The sequence below is a fragment of the Agrobacterium sp. rho-8.1 genome (assembly GCF_033957725.1).
Lineage (GTDB): Bacteria > Pseudomonadota > Alphaproteobacteria > Rhizobiales > Rhizobiaceae > Agrobacterium.
This window is the reverse complement of sequence record NZ_CP192788.1, coordinates 2,867,848-2,884,277: the sequence shown is the minus strand read 5'-3', so window position 1 is coordinate 2,884,277 and position 16,430 is coordinate 2,867,848. Positions and strand designations below refer to the sequence as shown.

Annotated in this window: 15 protein-coding genes; 12 read left to right on the top strand and 3 right to left on the bottom strand. The window is 59.4% G+C overall.

Features of this window, described 5'->3' with window-relative positions; translation table 11 throughout:
* Positions 1-2 precede the first annotated feature (2 nt).
* The 5 genes from cobN to RMR21_RS14030 are packed head-to-tail and all read left to right on the top strand — an operon-like array spanning position 3 to position 6,907.
* On the top strand, positions 3-3,353 hold the full coding sequence (gene cobN / locus RMR21_RS14050) for a cobaltochelatase subunit CobN (RefSeq protein WP_498668592.1): 3,351 nt from the start codon (positions 3-5) through the stop codon (positions 3,351-3,353).
* The gene (gene cobG, locus RMR21_RS14045; protein WP_498668591.1) at positions 3,350-4,741 is read left to right on the top strand and encodes a precorrin-3B synthase; all 1,392 of its coding nucleotides are present in this window, start codon (positions 3,350-3,352) and stop codon (positions 4,739-4,741) included. The genes cobN and cobG overlap by 4 nt, the downstream gene beginning before the upstream one ends.
* A complete protein-coding gene (locus RMR21_RS14040) occupies positions 4,738-5,370 on the top strand; it encodes a precorrin-8X methylmutase (protein ID WP_498668590.1) in 633 nt (210 codons plus the stop codon). Before cobG ends, RMR21_RS14040 begins: the two co-directional genes overlap by 4 nt.
* Positions 5,367-6,149: a precorrin-2 C(20)-methyltransferase gene (locus tag RMR21_RS14035; RefSeq protein ID WP_498668589.1), complete on the top strand. Its 783-nt coding sequence runs from the start codon at positions 5,367-5,369 to the stop codon at positions 6,147-6,149. The genes RMR21_RS14040 and RMR21_RS14035 overlap by 4 nt, the downstream gene beginning before the upstream one ends.
* On the top strand, positions 6,146-6,907 hold the full coding sequence (locus RMR21_RS14030; protein ID WP_498668588.1) for a precorrin-3B C(17)-methyltransferase: 762 nt from the start codon (positions 6,146-6,148) through the stop codon (positions 6,905-6,907). The genes RMR21_RS14035 and RMR21_RS14030 overlap by 4 nt, the downstream gene beginning before the upstream one ends.
* Here the strand turns inward: RMR21_RS14030 and RMR21_RS14025 are convergent.
* Positions 6,874-7,641, bottom strand: a complete 768-nt coding sequence (locus tag RMR21_RS14025; RefSeq protein ID WP_498668587.1) for a cobalt-precorrin-6A reductase — start codon at positions 7,639-7,641, stop codon at positions 6,874-6,876. The two genes, RMR21_RS14030 and RMR21_RS14025, sit on opposite strands and share 34 nt — an antisense overlap.
* On the opposite strand from RMR21_RS14025, the gene cbiE reads away from it, so the two are divergent.
* The 3 genes from cbiE to cobM are packed head-to-tail and all read left to right on the top strand — an operon-like array spanning position 7,640 to position 10,040.
* Positions 7,640-8,896 (top strand): precorrin-6y C5,15-methyltransferase (decarboxylating) subunit CbiE, encoded by a 1,257-nt coding sequence (gene cbiE / locus RMR21_RS14020; protein WP_498668586.1) that lies wholly within the window; start codon positions 7,640-7,642, stop codon positions 8,894-8,896. The two genes, RMR21_RS14025 and cbiE, sit on opposite strands and share 2 nt — an antisense overlap.
* A 41-nt stretch (positions 8,897-8,937) precedes the next feature.
* Positions 8,938-9,270 (top strand): cobalamin biosynthesis protein, encoded by a 333-nt coding sequence (locus RMR21_RS14015; RefSeq protein ID WP_498668585.1) that lies wholly within the window; start codon positions 8,938-8,940, stop codon positions 9,268-9,270.
* Positions 9,267-10,040, top strand: a complete 774-nt coding sequence (gene cobM, locus RMR21_RS14010; protein ID WP_498668584.1) for a precorrin-4 C(11)-methyltransferase — start codon at positions 9,267-9,269, stop codon at positions 10,038-10,040. The genes RMR21_RS14015 and cobM overlap by 4 nt, the downstream gene beginning before the upstream one ends.
* On the opposite strand, the gene RMR21_RS14005 is transcribed toward cobM, so the two are convergent.
* Positions 9,995-11,125, bottom strand: coding sequence for a cobalt-precorrin-5B (C(1))-methyltransferase (locus tag RMR21_RS14005; protein ID WP_498668583.1), 1,131 nt, complete (start codon positions 11,123-11,125; stop codon positions 9,995-9,997). The two genes, cobM and RMR21_RS14005, sit on opposite strands and share 46 nt — an antisense overlap.
* A gap of 92 nt (positions 11,126-11,217) precedes the next feature.
* On the opposite strand from RMR21_RS14005, the gene RMR21_RS14000 reads away from it, so the two are divergent.
* The 4 genes from RMR21_RS14000 to RMR21_RS13985 all read left to right on the top strand — a co-directional run bounded on the left by RMR21_RS14000 (position 11,218) and on the right by RMR21_RS13985 (position 15,264).
* Positions 11,218-12,531, top strand: a complete 1,314-nt coding sequence (locus RMR21_RS14000; protein WP_498668582.1) for a cobyrinic acid a,c-diamide synthase CobB — start codon at positions 11,218-11,220, stop codon at positions 12,529-12,531.
* A 104-nt stretch (positions 12,532-12,635) separates the two neighbouring features.
* Entirely contained in the window at positions 12,636-13,532 is an 897-nt protein-coding gene (gene yghU / locus RMR21_RS13995; RefSeq protein ID WP_498668581.1) for a glutathione-dependent disulfide-bond oxidoreductase, read from the top strand.
* Between the two features lie 10 nt (positions 13,533-13,542).
* Positions 13,543-13,923 carry a hypothetical protein gene (locus RMR21_RS13990; RefSeq protein WP_498668580.1) on the top strand — a complete coding sequence of 127 codons (381 nt, stop codon included), beginning with the start codon at positions 13,543-13,545 and terminating at the stop codon, positions 13,921-13,923.
* Positions 13,924-14,025: 102 nt separating this feature from the next.
* Positions 14,026-15,264, top strand: coding sequence for a cytochrome-c peroxidase (locus RMR21_RS13985; RefSeq protein WP_498668578.1), 1,239 nt, complete (start codon positions 14,026-14,028; stop codon positions 15,262-15,264).
* On the opposite strand, the gene leuB is transcribed toward RMR21_RS13985, so the two are convergent.
* Positions 15,245-16,357: a 3-isopropylmalate dehydrogenase gene (leuB, locus tag RMR21_RS13980; protein ID WP_498668577.1), complete on the bottom strand. Its 1,113-nt coding sequence runs from the start codon at positions 16,355-16,357 to the stop codon at positions 15,245-15,247. The two genes, RMR21_RS13985 and leuB, sit on opposite strands and share 20 nt — an antisense overlap.
* Between the last annotated feature and the right edge of the window lie 73 nt (positions 16,358-16,430).

Here is a 16,430-nt window from a genome sequence, read left to right as displayed (position 1 = left end):
CCATGCACATCCTCGCCACCACATCTTCGTCTCTGGACGATCTGATAGAGCCGGTTGATCTCGACCAAGGCGAGGTTGATGTGGTGGTGATGTCCTTTTCGGCGAGCGATCTGGGCGGCCTGGAGCGTGGGTGGCAGCGGAGCACGGATGGTTCTGTTTCATTCGTGTCCGCAAATCTTTTCGAACTGCGGCACCCCATGTCGGTTGATCTGTGGATCGAAAAGACTGCGGAACATGCAAAGCTGATCCTTATCCGGATTCTTGGCGGTGCCGACCGCTGGCGTTATGGCGTCGATGAGTTGTCCAGAATGGCGCGACGACGCGGCATCAAGCTGGTGCTTCTGCCGGGCGAATGCAGCGAGCGCGACGAGAAACTGGAAGCTGCGTCAACGGTCGACCTGCCGACCCAGTCCAAAATCCTGTCTTTCTTTCGGCAGGGCGGGCCGGAGAATATGGGCCGTGTGGCGAAAGGACTTGCAGCTTTTGCGCGAGGTGATGCCTGGCCAGATATCGAAGCAGAACCCCTGCCGAAATCCGGTTTCTACCGACCCGACGAGGGCGTTGTCGATCTATCCGAAGCGCTAAACGGGTTTTCAGACGACGCGCTCCTGCTGCCGATCCTGTTCTATCGTTCCATGCTGATGGCCGCTGATGTCGCTCCCATCGACGCGCTCTATGGCACGTTGCGCAAGCGTCGCTTCGCGCCACTTCCAGTCTTCGTCGGCGGTCTGAAGGATGCGGAAGCGATCCGGTTTCTGGAGGAAACACTCGCGCCACTGAAACCGGCGGCGATGATTGCGGCGACGGCTTTCGCCAGCCACGCCGATGGAGACGGCCATAGCCTGTTCGACCGGCTGGGTGTGGCGACGTTTCAGGTCATCATGGCCACCACGCGGTGGGATGGCTGGGCAGAAAGCATGCGCGGTCTCAACCCATCCGATCTTGCCATGCATGTGGTGCTGCCGGAACTGGATGGCCGGATTCTGGCCGGTGCCATTTCTTTCAAGCAGCCTGACCCGCAAGGCGGACGCGGCCTCGTTCATTGCTCCGAGCCGGATCGCGTCGAACAGGTTGCGGATCGTATCTCCGCGTTTCTGCGGCTGAAAGAGACTGCAGCATCGCAGCGGCGAATTGTCATTCTGATGCCGGATTATCCCGGTGCGGCACCGGGACGCACAGGTTACGCTGTCGGCCTCGACGTGCCGCAAAGCGTGCTGGAGATTTTGCACGATCTGCGCGAAGCCGGTTATGCGGTGGACAATATTCCTGACACGGCACGGGCATTGCTTGATTGCGTCGAGCGCGGGTCAGCCAGTTTCGGACTTGCTGAATATTCGACGTCTCGTCATGCCTTGCCGCAAGCCGCTAATCAGGCACTGGATGATACCTGGGGTGATGCGGACAAGGACGATGCCGTCGCTAACGACACATTTCACTTTCGTGCGGCTCGGTTCGGTTCCGTAACGGTTGCGTTGGCACCGGATCGTGGCCGCACCGAAGACCGGCGGGTGGATTATCACGACCCTGCCCTGCCACCCCGGCATGCGCTTGTCGCTTTCGGCGCATGGATGCGCCATAGCCTCGATGCGCATGCGATCATCCATGTCGGCGCGCATGGCACGCTGGAATGGTTGCCGGGCAAGACGGTGGCTCTCTCGCAAGCCTGCTTCCCGGAAATCGTCACTGGTGCGCTGCCGGTGATCTATCCGTTTATCGTTTCAAATCCCGGCGAAGCCGCGGTCGCCAAGCGTCGTATTGCTGCGGTGACCATCGGCCATATTCCGCCAGTGCTGGTGAATGCCGGGCTTACGAGCGAACAGATGGCGCTGGAACAGCTTGTCGATGAATATGCGCAGGCCGATGGGCTGGACCGCCGCCGCCGTGACAGGCTGGCGAAACTGATTGTCGAAAAGGCTCAAGAAACCGGGCTTGCCGGAGATGCCGGTGTCGGCACGCAGGACGATGCCGATACGGCTTTGTCGCGGATCGATGCGTTTCTCTGCGACCTCAAAGATTTCGCCATCAAGGATGGCCAGCATGTGTTTGGCCGCTGTGTGGATGATGAGCCTGATGTCCTCAGGCGAGACAGTGCCAAGGCAGAAAAAGCGGCGTTGCTGGCAGCGCTAGATGGGCAGCACATCACGCCCGGCCCTTCCGGCGCGCCGGCGCGCGGACGACTGGATGTGCTGCCGACAGGCCGCAATCTCTACGCTGCCGACCCGCGCACCATGCCGACCCCAACCGCTTTCGAGCTTGGCCGGATGGCGGGCGAAGAGGTGCTGCGGCATCATCTGCAAAGCCATGGTGATTGGCCTAAGCATATCGTGTTCGATCTCTGGGGCTCGGCATCCCTGCGCAATGGCGGCGAAGATGTGGGCCACGCGCTGCATCTGATGGGTGCGCGGCCGATCTACGATCAGGCTACGGGTCGCGTCACTGGCATCGAAGTGTTGCCTCCGGCCGTGCTGGGACGTCCCCGCGTGGATGTGACATTTCGCATTTCCGGCCTGTTCCGCGATATGTTTCCGGCGCTGATCGCTTTGCTCGACGCTGCGGCAAGGGCGATTGCACGGCGCGAGGAATCGCCTGGCGATAATCCCTTGGGAGAAGAGGCCGCCGGTCTCGGCCATATTCCCGCGCGGATCTTTGGCTCCGCGCCCGGCACTTATGGTGCGGGCATCGAAGAAAAGCTGGCCAATGGCCGTTGGGATGATCGGGAAGAGCTTGGCCAAATCTATCTCGATGCCGCAAGCCATGCCTTTGGCGGGGCGGATGGTCTTGGCGTGTTCACTGACGTCGGTTTTGCCGCACAGGTAGAGAAAGCCGACCTGCTGGTTCATACAGGAGATGATCCGGGGCGTGACCTGCTGGATGGATCCTCGGACGTTGCCTTCATCGGCGGTTTTGCAGCAGCCAAGGCAGCGCTTGGCCAATCGGCGGATGTGGTGGCGCTGGATACGACCGATCCGGCACGGCCTAGGGCTCGCTCCATTGCCCAGGCCATTACGCGTGTGGTGCGCGCCCGTGCCATTAATCCACGCTTCATTGCCGGGCAGATGCGGCATGGGCCGCGTGGTGCCTCTGAATTTGCCGAGACGGTCGATCGTCTCATCGGTTTTGCCGAGACGACCCATGCGGTGTCATCGTCCCTGATAGAAGCGCTCTACGATGCCTATTTCGGCGATGAAGAGGTGCGCGACTTCATTTTGCGGGAAAACCCGCAGGCAGCGGAGGTGATGGCGCAACGGTTTCTCTCCGCTCGTCGTCGCGGCCTTTGGCACAGTCGCCGCAATGCGGTGGACGCCGAACTGGAAATGCTGATCGCACCGAAACAGGCGAGGGTAAAGGCATGAGCGCCCGCCCTGTGGACGTCCAACCTTTTAAGCGCCGTGGCGTGTGCCCTGCTTTGTCTGCGCCCATGCAGACTGGGGATGGATTGCTGTCTCGTGTGGCGTTTGCGAGTGCGATTTCGCCTACGGATTTGGGGAGCCTGTGCGCTCTCGCCACTCGCCACGGCAATGGGTTGGTCGATATTACTGCACGCGGCGGTTTGCAGTTTCGCGGCCTGACGGAGGGAAGTGCTGTGGCGCTGGAGGTCGATGTTCTGGGGCTTGGCCTGCCGCTGCGGCAAGGGTTGGCGGTGGAAACGTCGCCGCTTGCGGGCATGGATGAGACGGCAGTTGCCGATACGCGCGACATTGTGAGCCGGATATCTGAAACGGCTGCGACGCTTGGTCTTGATGATCGTCTGGCGGCGAAAATGTCCGTGATCATTGATGGCGGCGGGCATGTGCAGATGGGTGAACTGCTCGCAGATATCAGGCTGAAGGCGGTCAGGCCTGATGATGGCATTTTCTGGCTTTTGATGCTGGGTGGCGCGCAAGACAAGGGTTTGAAGGCCGGTCTGCTGCGGGCGGATGATGCAGTTGATGTTGTTATCGAGCTGCTTTCCTGTCTGGCGGAACGGGGACCGGATGCGCGGGGGCGTGATCTTGAGATTGAGACGGTTCGACGGATTTGTGGAGAGCGGTTGCTTGAGCGTGCTGTCGATGTGGCACCGGCACGGGTTTCATCTCCGTCTGGTTTGATGCGCTTGGTAGACTACATCCATCGTCCTTCAATATCGCCACTGACAAACAACCGCTTCGCCGCAGCACTGGCACCAGCCTTTGGGCAGATATCAGCAGAAGCACTTGCCGCTCTCTGCCGCCAAGCATCTGATCTTGGCATAAAACTCATCAGGTTTGGTCCGGCACACGGACTGTTTTTCATCGGCACAGAGGATGCCTGCCAAGCTCTCCTTGCCCGAGCCGACGACGCAGGTTTCGTCACCACTGCCGATGATCCACGTTCGGCAATTGCCGCCTGTGCCGGGAAACCGGCTTGTGCTTCAGCCTTCATCGCCACGCGGGCGCTGGCAGAAGACGCCGTCATCGAGATTGCCGGCTTGCTGGATGGGTCTCTCACGCTCCATCTTTCCGGATGCGGGAAGGGTTGCGCCCACCCGACGTCTGCGCTTCTTGCCTTTTCAGGCAGCGTTGAAGGCCTGGCATTCACCTATTCAGGCCGCGCTAGTGACATTCCAGACGTAGTTTTGCCACTCGTAGAGCAGAAGGCCGCATTTTCGCGACTTGCTCGACTATATGAAAAAGAACATAAGCCCGGAGAAAATGCCCGCGCCCTGCTTGCCCGTCTTGGCAGGCAAACGATCGTTGCGGCGCTCCGACAGGATGATCGATGACTGAATACGACTATATTCGCGATGGTAACGCGATCTACGAGCGCTCCTTCGCGATGGTGCGGGAAGAGGCGGATCTGTCTGCCTTCACGCCCGACCAGGCCGAGATTGCCATCCGCATGATCCACGCCTGTGGGCTTGTCGAGGCCGCACAGCATTTTCGGTTTTCACCGGATTTCGTGTCTGCTGCGCGCGGTGCGCTCGAGGCGGGCAAGCCTGTTTTATGTGACGCCGAAATGGTGGCCCATGGCGTGACACGGGCGCGTCTACCCGCCCGAAATGAAGTGATTTGCACGCTACGCTATCCACAAACACCGGAACTGGCAAAGGCAATCGGCAATACCCGTTCTGCTGCAGCCCTTGATCTTTGGGGCGATAAATTGGATGGCGCGGTGGTCGCTATCGGGAACGCGCCGACAGCTTTGTTTTACCTCCTGGAAATGCTGGAGCGTGGTGCGCCGCGTCCCGCCGCCATCATCGGTATGCCGGTCGGTTTCGTGGGTGCGATGGAATCGAAAGACGCGCTGGCGGAAAGCCCTCTGCGCATTCCCTACGCCATCGTCAACGGTCGCCTTGGCGGTTCTGCGATGACGGCAGCGGCGGTGAATGCCGTGGCGAGGCCCGGACTATGAGTGCTGCACTGTTTGATCCCGCACCCCATAAGGTATTGAAGGGAAAGCTGATCGGTGTCGGTACCGGACCGGGTGACCCCGAACTTTTGACGCTGAAGGCGGTGCGCGCCATCGAGAACGCCGATGTCGTCGCTTTCTTCTGCAAGAAGGGCAGCAAAGGCAATGGACGCGGCATTGTCGAAAGCTTCATCCGCTCCGGTACGCTGGAAATGCCGCTGGTCTATCCGGTGACGGTGGAGAGCGACAAAAACGGCGATGACTATCGCGGCGCGATTGCCGGATTTTTCGATCAGTCTGCCAGAGATATTGCCGTGCACTTAGATGCCGGGCGCAATGTTGCGGTGTTGTCCGAGGGCGATCCGCTGTTTTACGGTTCCTACATGCACCTGCATTTGCGGCTTGCACCGTCCTATCCGGCAGAGGTCGTGGCAGGGATTACCGCCATGTCCGGCTGCTGGTCCATGGCCGGTTTGCCGCTGGTGCAGGGTGATGACATCTTGAGTGTCCTACCCGGTACGCTCGGCGAAGACAGGCTGACCGAGCGTTTGTCCGGCACGGATGGTGCCGTGATCATGAAGGTCGGGCGCAACCTGCCGAAAATTCGCCGCGCGCTGGAAAAGGCGGGCAAGCTCGAAAGCGCGCTTTATGTGGAGCGTGGCACGATGGCAAACGGTCACGCGATGCGGCTTGTTGAGCATGATGGTTCGCCCGCGCCATATTTCTCGCTGGTGCTGGTTCCGGGCTGGAAAGACAGGCCGGTGGGTGGAGAGACCTTATGAGCGGACGTCTCACCGTCGTTGGGCTTGGTCCCGGTAATCTTGGGCAAATTACGCCGGAAGCGCTGGATGCCGTGCGTGAGGCGGAAGACTTTTTTGGCTACATTCCCTATCTCGATCGCCTCTCGCTTGCGCCGCATCAACGCCGCCATGCATCCGACAATCGCGAGGAAATCTCCCGCGCTGAGGCTGCGCTGACGATTGCAGCGGCCGGCGGCAAGGTTTGTGTGGTGTCGGGTGGCGATCCCGGTGTTTTCGCCATGGCGGCGGCGGTGTGTGAGGCAATTGAAGCTGGCCCTGCGGAATGGCGCGACATCGATTTTCGCGTCGTTCCTGGCGTCACGGCCATGCTGGCGGTTGCCGCGCGCGCCGGTGCGCCGCTGGGGCATGATTTCTGCGCCATTTCGCTTTCGGACAATCTCAAACCATGGTCGCTGATCGAGAAGCGGTTGATTGCGGCGGCTGACGCCGGTTTCGTGATGGCGTTCTATAATCCCGTCAGCAAGGCGCGACCCCACCAGCTGGCAACGGCGTTCGATGTGCTGCGCGCTCATCTTCCTGGCTCTGTGCCGGTTATATTCGGACGTGCTGCCGGGCGGTCAGATGAGCGTATGCGTGTTGTGCCGCTTGCTGATGCGGTCAGCGATATGGCGGATATGGCGACTTGCGTCATTGTCGGTTCGGTGGAAACACGGTTGATCGAACGCGACGGACAGATGCCGATCGTCTATTCGCCGCGCTCTTCCAAAAGGGAAAGCTGATGGTGGATGGCGGCCAGCGCGGCGTCTATAGTTGGCACCGTTGGGTTGCGGGCCAACGCCGGTCGCGCAATCATCAGCACCCTGATGCCAAGCTGGCGCGCCGCTTCGATCTTCGCATAGGCCGCTGTGCCACCGGAATTCTTGGAAACGATGAACGCGATGCGGTTTTCACGCAGCAGGTTGATTTCGTCCTCAACCGTGAAGGGTCCGCGCGCCGTGATGTAACGCGCATGCGGAACGTCGAGCGGGGGTTTCACGGGGTCGACACTGCGGATGAGATAATGGTGTTGCGGCGCGGCTTCGAAGGGCAAAAGCTCCTGACGACCCAGCGCGAGAAAGGCGTTTTTGTACTCTGCCCCGAGAGCGCTGACGGCGCTTTCTACATCTTCAACGCTTTGCCAGTCATCACCTGCCTGCTTTTCCCAAGCGGGACGTTCCAGCGTCACCAGCGGCACATGCGCGATCTCTGCGGCCTGAACGGTGTTTGCGGAGATGCGCGCCGCGTAGGGGTGGGTGGCATCCACCAGCAGATCGAAGGCGTGTTCGGTGATAAAGGTGGCCAGTCCGCCTGCTCCGCCAAAGCCGCCGGTTCGCATCGGCACCGGTTGTGGAACCGGGTCGCGGGTGCGGCCCGCCATGGACAGCAACAAACGGTAGCCGGAGTCTTCAGCCAGTTTTCCAGCCAGAATGCGGGCATCCGCCGTGCCGCCGAGAATGAGTATGGAGCGTGTCATGGCGTCTGAATATGCCGGAATGGATGCCGCATCCACTGAAAAGGCGAAAAAGCCATGGCTTTCCATCGTTGGTATTGGCGAAGATGGGCTTGGTGGACTGGGTGATGATGCGCGGCGCGCTATTGAGGCCGCTGATTTCGTGTTTGGCGGCAAGCGGCATCTGGCGCTGGCCGCGGATGGGATCATGGGAGAGGCGCGGTCCTGGCCGGTGCCTTTCGATGTCGCTGTGGCCGATGTCGTGGCGCTGCGGGGCCGAAAGGTTTGTGTGCTTGCCTCTGGTGATCCGTTTTTTTACGGTGTCGGTGTGACCTTGTTTCGGCATGTGGCTGCTGAGGAAACCGTGTCCTACCCTGCCCCATCGGCTTTTTCGCTTGCCGCATCACGGCTTGGCTGGGCGTTGCAGGATGCGGAATGCGTTTCGCTACATGGCCGTTCGATTGATCTCATTCGCCCGTATTTGCAGCCCGGCGCGAAGCTCATCGTGCTGACATCGGATGAAAAAGCACCTGCCCTTTTGGCGCGACTTTTGTGCGAGGCCGGGTTCGGTCGCTCGGATTTCAGGCTGCTGGAGGCCTTGGGCGGACCGCGTGAAAATGTCCGGCATGGCAAGGCGGCGGAATTTTCGGCTTCTGATGTTGATCCGCTAAATGTCGTGGCAATCGATGTTGTTGCGGATGAAACGGCGCGTGTTCTGGCCTATACGCAGGGGCTGGACGATGCATTGTTCGAGCATGACGGCCAGATGACCAAACGGGAAATCCGTGCGGTGACGCTGTCGTCTCTAGCTCCGCGCCATGGTGAGTTGCTGTGGGATATTGGGGCCGGTTCCGGCTCTATCGGCATCGAGTGGATGCTGGCGCATCCGTCGCTGCGGGCCATTGGCATCGAGCAGCACCCGGAACGGGCTGAACGCGCCACGCGCAATGCGCAGGCCTTTGGCGTGCCGGGGCTGGAGGTGGTTATCGGGCAGGCACCGGAGGCTTTCGAGGGTTTACCGACGCCGGATGCGATCTTTATCGGTGGCGGTGGCAGCGAGCATGGTGTGCTGGACGGTGCCATCAAAGTGCTGAAACCCGGCGGGCGGCTGGTTGCCAATGCGGTGACGCTGGAAATGGAAGCCATGTTGCTGGCGGCGCAGGCACGACTTGGTGGTTCTCTGATCCGGCTTGAGGTTTCTCGTGCGTCACTGGTCGGTTCCATGCAGGGCTGGCGTCCGGCCATGCCGGTCACGCAATGGGCATGGGTCAAGCCGTGATTGTTGCCGGGATCGGGTGCCGCAGAGGAACGAGTGCAGAGATGATCATTGCCGCGCTGGACGAGGCATCACTGATCCATAATGTGAAGATCGATTTTATCGCGACTGCGCCCATCAAAGCTGACGAGCCGGGTTTGCTAGAGGCGGCGATGCGGCTCGGTATGGCATTCGTCGTGGTAGCGCAGGCGGATTTCGAACAAGCGAGTGTTCGAACGATAACCCAATCGGCCACGAGCCTGAAACATTCGGGCTCTCGCAGCCTCAGCGAAGCATCGGCTCTTGCTGCTCTGGGACCCCATTCAAGACTTATCGCCCCGCGTATGGTGATCGGCGATATTACGGTGGCGATTGCCACGTCTGGAGACGAACAATGACGGTTCATTTTATCGGTGCCGGTCCGGGTGCGGCTGATCTTATCACGGTGCGTGGGCGCGACCTGATCGCCGCCTGCCCAGTCTGCCTCTATGCGGGATCGCTGGTGCCGAAAGCCTTGCTGGGTTATTGCCCTGATGGTGCGCGCATCGTCGATACGGCAGCGTTATCGCTTGACGATATCGAGGCGGAATATGTGACGGCAGCCCGGGATGGAAAGGATGTAGCACGGCTACATTCCGGTGATCTCTCAGTCTGGAGTGCGATGGGCGAGCAAATCCGCCGTCTGGATCGGCTGGGGCTGGATTATACGGTCACGCCCGGCGTTCCCTCGTTTGCCGCTGCTGCTGCGACGTTGCGGCGTGAGCTTACGGTGCCGGAGGTGGCACAAAGCCTTGTTTTGACGCGTATCTCAGGCCGTGCGTCCAAAATGCCGGAGAGGGAGACGCTGAAGGCATTCGGTGCGACGGGGGCGACGCTGGCCATTCATCTGGCCATCCACGCCATTGCCAAGGTGGTAGAGGATTTGACGCCGCTTTATGGGGCCGATTGCCCGGTTGCCATCGTCGTGCGGGCATCGTGCCCGGAAGAACGGATTATTCGTGGTACGTTGGGCGACATAGAGGCCAAACTTACTGAGGAACCGGTGGAGCGCACGGCGCTTATCTTCGTTGGCAAAGGATTGGTTTCAGAGGATTTTCGCGAGAGCGCGCTCTACAGCACGGATTATGTGCGCCGGTTCCGTTCGCCGGACGGAAAAGCCGAGACGTGATGGGAGGGCGCAAAGCCGAAGCGCCCTTTCAAATCTCCATCCCGGTTGAACACCAGAATTTCTAGCACCGTCTCAGGCACGTTGAGCGCGTCTGCAGCCGTTTTCCACGCATTCTCGGCGACGATATTGCCGAGATCGATCCCCGCGCTGCCCGCCATGGTGAAGGCATGCGCCACCGTGTTGGCATTTCGGATCAAGTCTGCCAGCGCCTCATCCCCGCCCGCGTCTGTCGCGAGTTTCGCCAGCGCATCTAGATCGGCAAGGCCGCGTTTGGAGTGAACGTCCAGCATGCCCTGCGCCAGCTTGGTCATCTTGGCGACACCGCCTGCGATCGTCAATTTTTCGACGGGGTGCGTGCGCAGGTATTTCAGCATGCCTCCAATGAAATCACCCATGTCGATCAGGGCTGTTTCCGGCAGTCCATGAAGCGCCTGTCCGGCTTTTTCCGAAGCGTTGCCGGTGGCACCGAGAATATGGGGCAAGCCTTCGGCGCGCGCCACGTCGATGCCGCGCCAGATGGAATGAATCCAGGCTGAGCAGGAAAACGGAATGACGATGCCGGTGGTGCCGAGAATGGAAATGCCGCCGAGGATGCCAAGCCTGCCATTCAGGGTTTTTTCGGCAATCTTTTCGCCGTTCTCGACAGAGATTTCCACTTCGAAATCGGCGTTTTCGCCCGCGACTTCGTGGATCGCCATCTCGATCATCTTGCGCGGCACGGGGTTTATGGCGGGTTCACCCACGGCCAGTGGCAGGCCGGGCCGGGTGACGGTGCCGACGCCCCTGCCCGCCTTGAAGGTGATGCCGGTACCGGGTTTTCCAGGCCGCACGGTGCTTTCAATCAATGCGCCGTGGGTCACATCCGGGTCGTCACCGGCATCCTTGATGACGCCAGCGCGGGCAAAACCGTCACCATTTTGCCGGGTGGCCAACGAAAAGCCGATACGCTTGCCGCTTGGAAGTTCGATCTCGACAGGGTATGGAAAGTCACCGGTCAGCAATGCGGCGCAGGCAGCTTTTGCCGCCGCCGTGGCGCAGGCACCGGTCGTCCAGCCGCGACGCAGATTTTTTCCATCCGTTTCCATCGTGTTTCTATAGCGGTTACGGGTTTGTCCGTCATCGGGAAACAACAGGCAGTGTGCATGTCGAGACCGCTTATTTTCAAACAGGCTAAGCCATGACGGCACGAGCAATCATCATCGGTGCGCCGCGTTCCGGCTCCGGCAAGACCAGCGTCACAATCGGTCTGTTGCGCGCTTTCGCACGGCGTGGCGTCAAGGTGCGCGGTATCAAGACCGGGCCGGATTATATCGATCCGGGGTTTCATGCCTTCGCTGCGGGAACGCCGGGCCTTAATCTCGATAGCTGGGCCATGCAGCCGGATTTGCTGCGGCATCTGTTTGCGCAGCAGGCGTGTGATGCCGAACTGGTGTTAATAGAGAGTGCGATGGGACTGTTCGATGGCATTGTGGTGCCGGACAACCGAACCGGCTCTGCGGCTGATCTGGCACGTTTGTTCGGCATTCCCTGTTTGCTGGTGCTGGATATATCCGGCCAGTCCCAGACGGCTGCTGCCGTGGCACGTGGTTTTGCCCATTACGATCCAGCCGTCACAATGTCAGCCGTGGTGCTGAACCGCGCAGGCAGTGAGAGACACCGCACGTTGTGTGCAGAGGCAATCGAAAAGGTCGGCCTGCCGGTTGCCGGTTGCGTGATGCGCGATCCTTCGCTGGTTTTGCCGGAGCGGCATCTGGGACTGGTGCAGGCCAGCGAACATCCGGAAATCGACGCGCATATCGAACGTCTTGCCGATGCAATGGAAAAAGCGATCGATCTTGACGCAATTTTTGCATTGGCGCGCCCGGTGGATGTGCCGCAGGGATCGGTTGATGCGGCGATTGATCCACCCGGCCAGCGCATCGCGCTGGCGCAAGATGCCGCCTTCACCTTTCTTTATCCGCATCTCCAGCGCCACTGGCGGGAAGCGGGTGCCGAAATCGTGCCGTTTTCCCCGTTGACTGATGAAGGCCCGGATGCATTGTGTGATGTCTGCTGGTTGCCGGGTGGATATCCTGAGCTTTATGCGGGACAGCTTGCTGCCGCCAACAATTTCAAATCGGGGCTGGCCCGGTTTTCACAAATGAAGCCGGTCCATGGTGAATGCGGTGGTTACATGGTGCTGGGTGCCGGGCTGGAAGATGCGGACGGTGTGATGCACAAGATGACCGGGCTTCTTTCCCATGCGACAAGCTTTTCCAAACGCAAGATGAACCTTGGGTATCGGCAGGCGAAGATCACCGCCGATGGTCCGCTTGGGCGAGCCGGTGAAGTGTTGCGCGGCCACGAATTTCATTATGCGCGCGTGATCGATCCAGGCCATGATCTGGCCTTTGCGGAGATTGCGGACGGGCAAGGCAAGCCGCTTGGACTGTCCGGTGGCCGGCGTGGGCTGGTTACGGGTACGTTTTTTCACGCCATTGCCAAAGGTTAAATTTTTCTCATCAATGATGCAGTGGAGCAAACGCGCTTTGCTCCCTATATTGCTTTTGAGTGCTGAATGCTTGCGCTCTACCAATTGAACAAGGACAGATTTTCATGACCGAAAAATCCCCCGAAAATAACTTTCCCGCCGGTTACGAACCAGCCGAAGTCTGGGAATGGGAAAAGGGCAATGGTGGTCAGTTTGCCAATATCAACCGCCCGATTGCCGGCCCGACCCATGACAAGGCATTGCCTGTCGGCAAACATCCGCTGCAGCTGTATTCGCTGGCGACGCCGAACGGCCAGAAGGTCGGCATCATGCTGGAAGAGCTGCTGGCAGCGGGCCACACGGGTGCGGAATATGACGCATGGCTGATCAAGATCAGCGATGGCGACCAGTTCGGATCGGATTTCGTCAAGGCCAACCCGAATTCCAAAATTCCGGCATTGGTAGACCATTCCGCGCCAGAGCCGACGCGGGTTTTCGAAAGCGGCGCCATTCTGCTTTATCTTGCAGAAAAATTCGGCGCGTTTCTACCGGCAGATCACAAGGGCCGCACCGAGGCGATCAATTGGCTGTTCTGGCAAATGGCATCCGGCCCCTATCTAGGCGGTGGTTTCGGGCACTTCTACGCTTACGCGCCACTTCACATCAAATATGCCATCGACCGTTTTGCGATGGAAGCCAAGCGACAGCTTGACGTGCTGGACCGTCATCTGGCAGAGAACCAGTATCTGGCCGGTTCGGAATATTCGATCGCGGACATCGCCGTCTGGCCATGGTATGGCAATCTGGCCCGTGGACAATCTTATCCGAAGGCCGATGTTTTCCTTGATGTGAAAAGCTATAAGCATCTTCAGCGTTGGGCGGCTGAGATCGCGGAACGTCCTGCGGTAAAGCGCGGTCGGATGGTCAACAAGGCAACCGGCGATCTATCGGAACAATTGCACGAACGCCACGATGCGTCTGACTTCGAGACGAAGACCCAGGACAAAATCGGCAAAGCATAAGGAATAAACGATGGCAAAGCTGCCTGAAATGACGAAACACCGTGGCTTTCCATCTGGCATGCCGAGCACGGGCATTCAGTTCACCATACGCCGCGCAAATCCGCGCGGCGTGACGCCTGTCAAATTCATTCCGCGACGCGCCCGCAACGACTCGGCAGAGCATAAGGTGGACGCGGCCTTCATGCACGCGCTCTGGCATCAGTTCGGCAACGAGCCGTTCGAGCGTGGAAACCTCGATGCGGCCCGTCTCAGCCTGCTTTTCGGGCGCGAAGTGCTGCCCGCGGACAAGAATTTCGATCCTCTGTCCTACGAATCCATGCTGGTGATCGATGAACGGGTTGCACGGCAGAACTTTCCGGAATCCTTCGAGAATTACTTTCAGATCGACTGAAACATCCGCTGCAATAAAGTGGAGCGGGCAGAGAAAGTTTCTGTGCTTCAACTGATTGAAATGTTATAGAGCACGCCAGTTTCATCGTTTTCGGCGTCTGCCATGATCAGGCATTTCATCTGCAGTCTTGCTGCTTGCGTTTTTATCCTGCTGCCTGCTGGTATTGGTATCAGCGAGCCTGCGCATGGCGGGGAAGATTATGCCACGCTGGAAAAGCTGGGCGCTGCGCTCTTCAACGACACCGACCTTTCCATGAACCGCACCATGTCCTGCTCCACATGTCATATGGAAGCTGTCGGGTTCACGGATGCACGCGAGAGCGACAAGGTTGGACATGATGTCTCCTTGGGCGATGATGGCAGCTCGCTGGGCGATCGCAACGCGCCAAGTGCCGCCTATGCGAAATTCTCTCCGCCCTTTGGCAGGAACGCGGCTGGCGAATATGTCGGCGGTCAGTTCTGGGATGGGCGGGCATCGTCTCTGGAAGATCAGGCCGCTGGCCCGCCGCTGAACCCGATTGAAATGGGGATGCCCGACAAGGCCACCGTAGCAAAGCGGCTGAAAGAAAATCCGGATTATGCGGCAGCGTTCGGCACGCAATTCGGTGGCGATGTGTTCAAGAGCGACGACACAGCCTTTGCGGCAATGAAAAAGGCGCTAGCGGCTTTCGAGAGATCTGATGCGTTTTCCACGTTCGATTCGAAGTATGACCGCTTCCTGCGCGGCGAGGAAAAGCTGACAGATCAGGAAGAGCTGGGCCGCGTCTTGATGTCATCCAGCCAGTTCACAAACTGTAACACATGTCATGAGATCAAGGGTGCAAACGGCCTGTCCGATGGTGTCTTCACCAACCACAAATATTTCAATATTGGTGTTCCCGCCAACAAGAATGTGCGGGCAGCAAACGGTTCAAAGCCGGATGCCGTCGATCTGGGGCTGGCACAAAATCCCGTCGTGGCGGGTGACCCGGCCCAGCGCGGCAAGTTCAAGGTGCCGACCCTGCGCAATGTGGCCGTGACCGGCCCTTATATGCACAATGGCGTGTTCAAGGATTTGCGCACGGTCGTGCTGTTCTACGTGAAATACAAAAGCAAGAAGGCCAGCCGTCAGGTCAACCCGGAAACGGGGCAGGCGTGGGACGCACCCGAGGTGCCCGAAAACATCGCCATGACGGAGCTGACGGCGGCACCTGCGCTGGATGACAAGCGTGTCGATGCCGTCGTCGCGTTTCTAAAAACGCTGACGGACAAGAGATATGAGCATCTCTTGTCAAATGAGAATACTGGGCAAGGCGCGATGCCCCCTGCCCAACCAGCTGCGCTTACGCAAAAAGCGCCTTGAACTCTTCCAGAACCGCATCACCCATCTCGGACGTGCTGACCTGCTTGCTGCCATCCGATACGATATCTGCGGTGCGGATGCCCTTGTCCAGAACGTTGGCGATGGCAGTTTCCAGCTTGGTGGCCTCATCCACCATGTTGAACGAATACCGCAGGCACATGGCGAAGGACGCGATCATGGCGATGGGGTTGGCAATGCCTTGGCCTGAGATATCGGGCGCAGAGCCATGCACGGGCTCATACATCGCCTTGCGCTTGCCGGTCTTGGCATCCGGCGCGCCAAGCGAGGCGGATGGCAGCATGCCGAGGGAACCAGTCAACATGGCGGCAACGTCAGACAACATATCTCCGAACAGGTTGTCGGTGACGATAACGTCGAACTGCTTTGGCTTGCGCACGAGTTGCATACCACCGGCGTCGGCCAGCATATGTTCAAGCTGGACGTCGTTATACTTAGCGGCATGGGTTTCTGTGACGACCTGGTTCCACAACACGCCTGATTTCATGACGTTGCGCTTTTCCATGGAGCAAACGCGGTTGCCACGGGTGCGGGCCAGCTCGAAAGCGACACTGGCGATGCGTTCGATTTCGAACGTGTCATAGATCTGCGTATCGATGCCGCGCTTCTGGCCGTTGCCCAGATCGATGATCTGCTTCGGCTCACCGAAATAAACGCCACCCGTCAATTCACGAACGATGAGAATATCAAGACTCTCGACCAGTTCCTGCTTGAGCGAAGATGCGGCAGCCAGCGCCGGATAGCAGATGGCGGGACGCAGGTTGGCGAACAGCTCCAAATCCTTGCGCAGGCGCAAAAGACCGGATTCGGGGCGCACTTCATAGGGCACGCTATCCCACTTGGGACCGCCGACTGCGCCGAACAGAATGGCGTCTGTGGCCAGCGCCTTTTCCATGTCCGTGTCGGAAATCGCCACGCCATGCGCATCATAGGCGCTGCCGCCGACGAGGCCTTCTTCAGTCTCGAAGCCAGCGGCCTTTTCGCTGTTCAGATAATCGATCAGCTTGCGGACTTCCGCCATGGCTTCGGGGCCGATGCCGTCACCAGGCAGCAGGAAAAGCGTGCGCACTGTCATGATAATCCTCCTTGGCCACGACGCAAAACCACGGGTGGTTTTCAAAGCGGCGGGCGCGTCAAAAATCTTGACC

Bases quoted from the DNA above. Each gene is read 5' to 3' on its own strand.
- cobN (WP_498668592.1), top strand. From the start codon at position 3: ATGCACATCCTCGCCACCACATCTTCGTCTCTGGACGATCTGATAGAG.
- cobG (WP_498668591.1), top strand. From the start codon at position 3,350: ATGAGCGCCCGCCCTGTGGACGTCCAACCTTTTAAGCGCCGTGGCGTG.
- RMR21_RS14040 (WP_498668590.1), top strand. From the start codon at position 4,738: ATGACTGAATACGACTATATTCGCGATGGTAACGCGATCTACGAGCGC.
- RMR21_RS14035 (WP_498668589.1), top strand. From the start codon at position 5,367: ATGAGTGCTGCACTGTTTGATCCCGCACCCCATAAGGTATTGAAGGGA.
- RMR21_RS14030 (WP_498668588.1), top strand. From the start codon at position 6,146: ATGAGCGGACGTCTCACCGTCGTTGGGCTTGGTCCCGGTAATCTTGGG.
- cbiE (WP_498668586.1), top strand. From the start codon at position 7,640: ATGGCGTCTGAATATGCCGGAATGGATGCCGCATCCACTGAAAAGGCG.
- RMR21_RS14025 (WP_498668587.1), bottom strand. From the start codon at position 7,641: ATGACACGCTCCATACTCATTCTCGGCGGCACGGCGGATGCCCGCATT.
- RMR21_RS14015 (WP_498668585.1), top strand. From the start codon at position 8,938: ATGATCATTGCCGCGCTGGACGAGGCATCACTGATCCATAATGTGAAG.
- cobM (WP_498668584.1), top strand. From the start codon at position 9,267: ATGACGGTTCATTTTATCGGTGCCGGTCCGGGTGCGGCTGATCTTATC.
- RMR21_RS14005 (WP_498668583.1), bottom strand. From the start codon at position 11,125: ATGGAAACGGATGGAAAAAATCTGCGTCGCGGCTGGACGACCGGTGCC.
- RMR21_RS14000 (WP_498668582.1), top strand. From the start codon at position 11,218: ATGACGGCACGAGCAATCATCATCGGTGCGCCGCGTTCCGGCTCCGGC.
- yghU (WP_498668581.1), top strand. From the start codon at position 12,636: ATGACCGAAAAATCCCCCGAAAATAACTTTCCCGCCGGTTACGAACCA.
- RMR21_RS13990 (WP_498668580.1), top strand. From the start codon at position 13,543: ATGGCAAAGCTGCCTGAAATGACGAAACACCGTGGCTTTCCATCTGGC.
- RMR21_RS13985 (WP_498668578.1), top strand. From the start codon at position 14,026: ATGATCAGGCATTTCATCTGCAGTCTTGCTGCTTGCGTTTTTATCCTG.
- leuB (WP_498668577.1), bottom strand. From the start codon at position 16,357: ATGACAGTGCGCACGCTTTTCCTGCTGCCTGGTGACGGCATCGGCCCC.